Here is an 8,319-nt window from a genome sequence, read left to right on the forward strand (position 1 = left end):
ATATAAGGATTGTAGCTATTGGTGGCTAAAAAGGCCTTGAAATTATTGCTCTGTCTAGGTTGGAGCGATTTTTTCCCTCTATTTAGCGACAACTCTATTGATAGACTTTGGCGCAGTAAAAGAAATAAGTGTATTGACTACTTACCAAAAAGGAACGACTACTTTTACTGTAGCAGTCGGAACACCTGGATATATGCCAGGCGAACAAAGTAACGGTCAACCAAAACTGAGTAGCGATATCTATGCAGTGGGAATGGTAGGAATAAAAGCACTGACAGGAAAAGATCCCCACAACTTACAAAAAGACTCCAAGACTGGAAATGTATCTGGCGAAATGAAGCACAAGTAAGTAACCGTCTGGCAAATGTATTAGATAGGATGGTACATGAATATTTTCCCATGCGTTATGAAAATGCTACGGCAGTCTTAGAAGCTTTAGGTTTTACAACTTCACCACCCACACCACAACCAACACCAGCACCAAAAGTTAGTCAAACAAAAACAGTAGTAGTAAAACCTCCACCCCAACCTAACCAAAAGTTAGTCAAACAAAAACAGTAGTAGTAAACCGTTCTACTAAACTTACCCAAACTTACCCATGAATGATTGCATGAGCTTTGGAGCTAGCTTCCTGTTTCCCAGAAGACCACTGACTATTGTCTGCAACTTATCTTCTCCACAGGCTTCAAATCGGTGGGAACTCCACCTACTGACTTACATAGTTTTCTAGGTTGACAGCAGCATTAAAGTCTCTGTCAGCAGTAAAACCACAGGCACTACATTCATACGTCCTCACACTTAATGGCATTTTCTGTTGATGCCCACAGTGAGAACATATTTGAGAACTTGGATAAAATCTATCAGCTATGACTAATTCACTACCATACCATTCACATTTGTATGTAAGTTGACGCTTGAACTCATAAAACCCACAGTCTGCTATGGCACTTGCTAGTTTATGATGTCTTGGTGCGCTACCAGGTGCGACTGACGTCGTCGCGGGGTCGCACCGCTTTTTGAGCATTCCACTGACATTCAAATCCTCAATTACTATGGTGCTGTGGTTTTTAGCTAACCATGTTGTGAGTTGATGGAGTTTGTCTGCTCTGATCTCAGCTACTTTTTTGTGAAGTATGGCAAGTCTTTTTACGGCTTTGGCTCTGTTTTTAGAGCCAAATTTCTTTTTGTTGACACGGCGTTGATAACGAGTTAGTCGTTTTTTGGCTTGCTGATAGGCTTTAGGGTTGGCAAAGGGTGTGCCATCGCTACAAGTTGCTAAAGTATTTATACCTACATCTACACCGATAACATCTCGTTTTTTGGCAGTATGGGTTGGTTCATTATCATATTTAAAGCTGATGTACCAATTATTTGCCCGTTTAGATATTCTCACATTAAGGAAAATATCGTGAACAAACAACAGATGTGGGAATTTTTCCACCCAATGCTTTTGGTTTGTACGATATGCACGGGAATGTCTGGGAATGGTGTGCTGATAATTGGCATGATAATTATAATGGAGCGCCTACAGATGGAAGTGTTTGGTTAGATGGAAATAAGAATCTTTCACCGCTGCGTGGTGGCTCCTGGATCTACGGTCCTAATCCTTGCCGTTCCGCGTTTCGCATCATCAACTATTGGCGCGACGACCTCATCAACTTTGTTGGTTTTCGTCTTGTGTGTTCAGGCGGGAGAACTCTTTTCCCCTTTTCTCTTTTCCCCTTTTCCCTCTTTTTCTTTTTTCTTTCCTTCCCACGAAGCGGGAAAAATTTTTTTTCAGAGTGGGAGAAGTCAGAGTAAGACAAGGATTTTGCTAGGGATGCACCGATGGATGTCGGGATGATTAATCTGCATTTTGTGAGGCTACTAAAAAAATCGGCGCTGAAAGGGATTTCCCCTTGCATCGGCAAAAAAATCATAGTATTATGTAATAGTTGGGGTTTTTTGTACCTATGTATGATTTTTTATTCAACGCCAAAACATCGCCAGACACAGATTTTGCCACGGATGTACGGATGATTATGTTGCCTAGTAAAAGCGATCGCTCAACTTCAGAGAAAAAAATTATCTTGTGAAGCACCAAAAGAAAATCATTAGCAGGAGAAATATAGAAGCGATGGCTCAAATTCCGAGAAAAAAACTTCATTGTGTGAAGCACTAAAAAAGAAAAAGTCAGTGGCAGGAAGATTTGACTGTTCCATCACAAGGCAAGAATTTTGCCCAGCCAGAAAGAGAGCATCTGCATTTTGTTAAGCTGCCAAAAAAATCGGCGCTGAAAAGATTTTCCCTTGCATCGGCAAAAAAATCATAGTAGTATGTAATAATTGGGGTTATATATACATATACATGACTTTTTATTCAACGCCAAAACATCGCCAGACACAGATTTTGCCACGGATGTACGGATAATTATGTTGCCTTAGCAGAAGCGATCGCCTTTTTCAGTTATCAGTGAAAAGTCTCTAGGTTATGGGTATCGCTTTGATTATAGATAAAACATCCTGTGAAGCACTCGGAAAAAGTCAGGAGAAATAGAGAAGCGATAGAACGACCTTCCGCATTTGAGCGATCGCTCAAACTTAGAGCAAAACTTCATTGTGTGAAGCACCAATGAAGAAAAAGTGAGTGGTAGGAAGATTTGACTATTCAATAACAAGGCAAGAATTTTGCCCAGAAACAGAACCTCTGCATTTTGTTAAGCTGCCAAAAAAGTCGGCGCTGAAAAGAATTTCCCCTTGCATTGGCAAAAAAATTATAGTACTATGTAAGGATTACGTGTTGTTCGTACCCAAGCATGACTTTTTATTCAACTAAAAATATAAATATGTAGATTAGGTTTTAAGCTGTCGCCGAAGTAACAGTAAAATCACATCAACTTAGATAGAATCAAAAATATATCAAAATATTAAGTAAAAATGAAAGTCGAAGAAGCATTGGAAGTTCTGGAGACAGTTCTACCTCCAGGCTCCTTAAACGCTGTAAAAAGAAAAGTATTTTCTCAAGCATGGGAAGGTAAAGCATATTCTGAAATTGCCGAGCAAGCAGGTTATGACCCAGACTACATAAAAGGAGTAGCTGCAAACTTATGGCAAAGTCTTTCTGGTGTCTTAGACGAAAAAGTAACCAAGAAAAACTTTCGCGCTCTGCTGAGACAAAAATTTGGTACTCACAAATCATGTCTTGCCAAAACAGAACTAAACATTCAACAATATATATTCCAATCTTCTACAGAAACAAAAAAAACACTGTCTAAACCAAAAATTGATTGGGGAGAAGCCATAGATGTTTCTGTTTTTTACGGACGCTCTCAAGAACTAAATCAACTACAACAATATATTATCGGAGATGGCTGTCGTTTAGTAGCATTACTAGGTATGGGAGGCATTGGTAAAACAGCAGTAGCAGCAAAAGTCGCCCAACAACTACAGAATGAATTTGACTATATAATCTGGCGATCGCTCCGCCATGCTCCCTCCCTAGAAACAATTCTCACTCAACTAGTGTCATTTTTATCCCAGCAAGAATGTAGCCAAGGGGAACTAAGCAAACTAATTGAATACTTGCGCAACTCACGTTGCCTAATAATTTTAGATAGTGTCGAAAGCATTTTACAAACTGGATGTACAGGTCACTATCGCCCTGGCTACGAAAACTACAGTCAACTCTTTCATTTAATCGGCGAAACATCCCACTCTAGCAGTCTCATCCTCACCAGTCGAGAAAAACCTCCTGAAGTAGCAGCCTTTGAAAGTATAGATGCAGCAGTACGCTCCCTACAACTACTGGGTTCTAAAGAAGTAGCCCATGCCTTACTAAAAACCAACAAAATATTAGGCTCAGAAACACAAAAACAACAGCTCAGTGAATATTATAGCTATAGTCCCCTAGCCTTAAAAATTGTCACCAGTTCCATCACAGACTTATTTGATGGAGACCTGTCAGAATTTCTGCAACATGGCACAACCACCTTCAATGGTATTCGTCGCCTCCTCGACCAACACTTTCAGCGTCTCTCAGAGCTAGAAAAAAAAATCATAGTTTGGTTGGCAATTAACCAAGACTGGACGAATGTCAAAAAATTGCAAACCGATATTGTGCCAGCAATTTCCAAAGCAAATCTCTTAGAAAGTTTAGAAGCTCTCATCTGGCGCTCTCTAGTCAAGAAAAAATCAAGTATGTATACAGTCGAACCTGTAGTAATGGAGTATATTCTTCACTATTTAATTGAACAGGTTGTTGCTGAGTTAACTACTGCCAACTTAGACTTATTTCTCAGTCATTCTTTAATCATTACTACTGGCAAGCGCTATATTAAAGAACGACAAAATAAGCTGATTATAGAACCTATTGCCAGACAACTCAGCACAATATTTAGTTCTACTCGAGCGCTAGAACAACAATTATTATTAATTTTAAACAAGCTACAAGCAAGTGAAACTTCTTTATGTGGTTATGGCATTGAAAAACTGATTAACCTGTGCATGAAACTACAGATTGACTTAATGGTAGGTGACATTTCTCCCTGTCAAATAGAATCTCATAAATCTGCTAATACCTGCTCCCAAAAAGCTATTGAAGTATTATCTACAGTTAACTCGAAATCTTCTAACTATTGTACAATAGTTCCTGAGAAACTTTGTCCTGCTATTAGTCAAGCAGATAGACAAAAGTGCCATGAAAGTAATAACTCACAGTTGCTAGATCGTAGTTCTTGTGTTTGTCCTACTAATTCTGTAAATTTGTCTGAGCAAACTTGTTTAGAACCAGCAAAGCAAGAAGATGAAAATCTTTTAGACTGCCCAATGTTGTTGGAAAAAATGCAAATACCGACATTGGGTAATATTGCTGTTATCGCTTCTAGTCCAAATAGAGATTTTTTAGCGATCGCGGATAAATTGGGAGAGATTCGTTTGTTGCCAATGGTGAATCATCAGCCACATCTAGTTTTTGAGGGTCATACTCAAGAAATACATTCTATTGTTTGGAGTCCAGATGGAAATCTTCTCGCAACTGGTAGCAGCGATCAAACAGTAAGATTATGGGATATTAATACAGGTAAATGTCTTCATATTTTTGAGGGACATAAAGCTCGAATTAATTCCTTAGTTTGGAGTCAGAATAATCAAACTATTGCTAGTAGAAGTGAAGATGAAACTATTAAACTCTGGGATATTTCTACTGGCGAATGTTTGCATACTTGGTTAGCTGAAAATTTTCTTCAATCCTCTACTAACTTGGATTTACTATCAATTGATATGTATGAATTTTTAGCTCCTACTTTTTATGATGTTGAATGTCCTGTTAGTCTAAGTATTAATCAAATAAGCTTTTTTTGAGGTTGTAGATTATCAATTTAATTGTACGCCCATAGTATCTTTCTTTGCATATAAAACTTAGGGAAATTATCTGATTTTTTTGATTTTTTTAGTTTTATCTGTGTTTGTAATACTGATATACTTCCCTAAAACCATTTTACAATAGATAACTGAAATAATAATTCCCTGTTTCCTCGCGCTATAGTACAAATTTATATTATGAAAAAAATTAATCGTCGAAGATTTTTAAACTTAAGTTCTAGTAGCGCTATTGCTGTTTTAATCGCTCAATGTAGCAACGGTAATACTCAAGAAAAGTTCCAAACATTTTCATCCGAATATAAAATTAACCAAAGCCAAGATGGTCTTTTAGAAGTAAATTTAATAGCCAGTATTAATAAAATAAATCTAGGAAATAAACAAGCTTATGTATTAAACTATAACGGACAAATTCCCGGACCGAGATTAGAAGCAAAACCAGGAGATACAATTAGGATTAACTTTACCAACAAATTACCACAACCCACGAACATCCATTATCACGGACTACATATTCCCATCACCGGAAACGCCGACAACGTATTTCTGAAAATTGCACCAGGCGATCGCCTGACATATCAATTCCAAATTCCTCAAAATCACCCTGCTGGTCTGTTTTGGTATCATCCCCATTTCCATGGTCTGACAGCAGAACAACTTTTTGGTGGGTTGGCAGGATTATTTATTGTTCGGGGAGAATTGGATGAAATTCCAGAAGTTAAGGCGGCTGAGGAAAAATTTTTAGTATTGCAAGACTTTGCTCTAGACCGACGAGGAAATTTACTGCCATCCCAAGAACTTTCAATTATGACCGGAAGAGAAGGAGATTTAATTACCGTCAACGGTCAATCTAGTCCTAACTTGACAATTCCATCTCAAGGTTTATTACGGTTACGAATTCTCAATGCTTCCACTTCCCGGTTTTATCGGTTGTCTCTAGAAGAACACCCATTTTATTTAATTGCTACTGATGGAGGAGCATTAACTGAACCAATAGAAATGTCAGAACTGTTATTAACTCCTGGAGAAAGAGCAGATATTTTAATCCAAGCTAACCGAGAACCGGGAAAATATCGCTTGTTGAATTTACCCTATAAACGAGTAGGTATGGGGATGATGGGGAGGAATGCTCCTGAAAATCAACCACAAGTCTTAGCAACCGTAAGTTATGACACCAAGGTTGCTGTTGTACCATTGCCAACTAAACTAATACCAGTAGAAGCATTGCCAAAAGCTCAAAAGGTACGTCATTTTCAGATGAATCATGGCATGATACCCAGTCAAGGCATGGCATTTGTGTTTAATGGTCAACCATATCAGCTAGAAAGAATTGATACTCAAGTTCAGCTTAATACAGTTGAAGACTGGGAATTAATTAACACAGGTATAATGGATCATCCCTTTCATGTTCATGGCAATGCTTTTCAAGTTGTGAGTCGGAATGGGAAACCAGAACCCTATCTCGCGTGGAAGGATGTGGTATTGGTGAGACCGGGAGAGAAAGTGCTGATTAGAATACCTTTCCGAGATTTTCCTGGAAAGACTGTTTATCATTGTCATATTCTCGACCATGAAGATTTGGGAATGATGGGTAATCTAGAAATTCAGGCTTAAGTAGGGTTTGCTGAAAAAAGCAAAGGGTGGGAAGTGTGGGGAGTGTGGGGAGGGTGGAAAAGCAGAGAAAGTAGGAGGAATAATTGTTCAGGAGATTTTTCTGCCCCCCTCACCCCACGCATTCTCACTTTTTGAGGGTTTATATCATGTCCGGTAGCATCGGTATTGTATAGTGAAGTAAGGAACAAGGAAGAAGGAAGAAGGAAGAGGGAAGAGGGAAGAAGGCTTAAAAGCTTGAAAAAACCTAAATTTCCTGTAGATATTCACCCTTAGTTTTACACAAACGATACCAGCGGACATGATATTAGGATTAAAATAGGCGCACTTTTTTCGATTCTAAAAAGGCTAAAACCTTTATTGACCATTGCTTTAAGATTTAATCAGCAAGCCCTAAGTAGTAAGGTTTATAGCAGTTGAAGCAAAGGGTGCGGACAGATAGAGAAGCTCTAAAACTCAGACAACGTAATACTTTTCCTTCTTCCTTCTTCCTTCTTTCTTCTGCTATATAATCAAAAAAAGCACTTATAGATTATTTGAGGCAATAGTAATGAAAAAATTTTTCTCTAATTGGATACAGTCTTTAGTTGCTGGTGTGGCAGTTGCCGGAGTTTTGGGTACTGCATATTTTACTTTTATTGGTTTACCCGAGAATTCCACCCTGAATAAAACAGCTCAGACTGTTGATAACTCTGATTTATCCACAACAGACGTAGCATCACAAGCACTTAATATTACTGTCTACCGCACTCCCACTTGTGGATGCTGTAAGGGGTGGGTGGAACATATCAAGCAAAACGGTTTTCAAGTCACTGATATTGTTAAACCAGAGTCAGAAATTCAAACTATTCGGCAAAAATATAATCTACCCTCAAATTTGGCTTCTTGTCATACAAGCGAAATTGCTGGTTATCTTGTAGAAGGTCATACCCCAGTAGCAGACATAAAAAATTTAATAGCAAATAAACCAAATATTGCTGGAATTAGTGTTCCCGGAATGCCTATTGGCACCCCTGGTATGGAAATGGGCGATCGCCAAGAATCTTTTAATGTCTTTGCCTTTAAAAAAGATGGTCAAACTGAAGTTTTCAACTCTTATAAATTCTAGAATTTATAACAGATAAATTTAGAAATAATCAATTTTTAGGGAAGTTTCATGGAACCTCCCTACTAGCACGTCAAGCTTAAAATAGTGTTTTAGGAAAATTCTCCAAACCTTAGTCAGAGCATCGCCCGGTTGCCATGTCGAGCCCGAGACCGAACATCGATCTCGACCGCCCCAGCCGCCGCAGCGTTGAACTCGAACGAGCCGACCGAGCGACCGTTCATGTCCAGGTAAGCACCACCCGAGGTG

The 8,319-nt window shown here is 38.7% G+C and carries 9 protein-coding genes; 8 read left to right on the forward strand and 1 reads right to left on the reverse strand.

Annotated elements, in window-relative coordinates:
- Positions 1–133: 133 nt before the first annotated feature.
- Positions 134–349 (forward strand): hypothetical protein, encoded by a 216-nt coding sequence (locus tag F6K13_RS08310; protein WP_240039115.1) that lies wholly within the window; start codon positions 134–136, stop codon positions 347–349.
- 29 nt (positions 350–378) lie between these two features.
- On the forward strand, positions 379–561 hold the full coding sequence (locus F6K13_RS08315; protein ID WP_240039114.1) for a hypothetical protein: 183 nt from the start codon (positions 379–381) through the stop codon (positions 559–561).
- A 145-nt stretch (positions 562–706) separates the two neighbouring features.
- Here the strand turns inward: F6K13_RS08315 and F6K13_RS08320 are convergent, their stop codons facing one another.
- Positions 707–1,420, reverse strand: a complete 714-nt coding sequence (locus F6K13_RS08320; RefSeq protein ID WP_375340657.1) for an RNA-guided endonuclease InsQ/TnpB family protein — start codon at positions 1,418–1,420, stop codon at positions 707–709.
- Between the two features lie 5 nt (positions 1,421–1,425).
- Between F6K13_RS08320 and F6K13_RS08325 the strand changes: the two genes are divergently transcribed.
- The 6 genes from F6K13_RS08325 to F6K13_RS08350 all read left to right on the forward strand — a co-directional run bounded on the left by F6K13_RS08325 (position 1,426) and on the right by F6K13_RS08350 (position 8,073).
- Positions 1,426–1,800, forward strand: a complete 375-nt coding sequence (locus F6K13_RS08325) for a formylglycine-generating enzyme family protein (RefSeq protein WP_124146435.1) — start codon at positions 1,426–1,428, stop codon at positions 1,798–1,800.
- Positions 1,801–1,952: 152 nt separating this feature from the next.
- Complete coding sequence (locus F6K13_RS08330) at positions 1,953–2,075, forward strand: hypothetical protein (protein ID WP_275670426.1); 123 nt, start codon at positions 1,953–1,955, stop codon at positions 2,073–2,075.
- A gap of 840 nt (positions 2,076–2,915) precedes the next feature.
- A complete protein-coding gene (locus tag F6K13_RS08335; RefSeq protein ID WP_287287191.1) occupies positions 2,916–5,336 on the forward strand; it encodes an NB-ARC domain-containing protein in 2,421 nt (806 codons plus the stop codon).
- A gap of 198 nt (positions 5,337–5,534) precedes the next feature.
- The gene (locus F6K13_RS08340) at positions 5,535–6,968 is read left to right on the forward strand and encodes a multicopper oxidase family protein (protein ID WP_124154715.1); all 1,434 of its coding nucleotides are present in this window, start codon (positions 5,535–5,537) and stop codon (positions 6,966–6,968) included.
- Positions 6,969–6,975: 7 nt separating this feature from the next.
- The gene (locus tag F6K13_RS08345) at positions 6,976–7,125 is read left to right on the forward strand and encodes a hypothetical protein (protein WP_287287192.1); all 150 of its coding nucleotides are present in this window, start codon (positions 6,976–6,978) and stop codon (positions 7,123–7,125) included.
- A 390-nt stretch (positions 7,126–7,515) separates the two neighbouring features.
- A complete protein-coding gene (locus F6K13_RS08350; protein ID WP_124154714.1) occupies positions 7,516–8,073 on the forward strand; it encodes a DUF411 domain-containing protein in 558 nt (185 codons plus the stop codon).
- Positions 8,074–8,319 lie beyond the last annotated feature (246 nt).

Source organism: Okeania sp. SIO2B9 (assembly GCF_010672505.1).
GTDB classification, from domain to species: Bacteria; Cyanobacteriota; Cyanobacteriia; order Cyanobacteriales; family Microcoleaceae; genus Okeania; species Okeania hirsuta.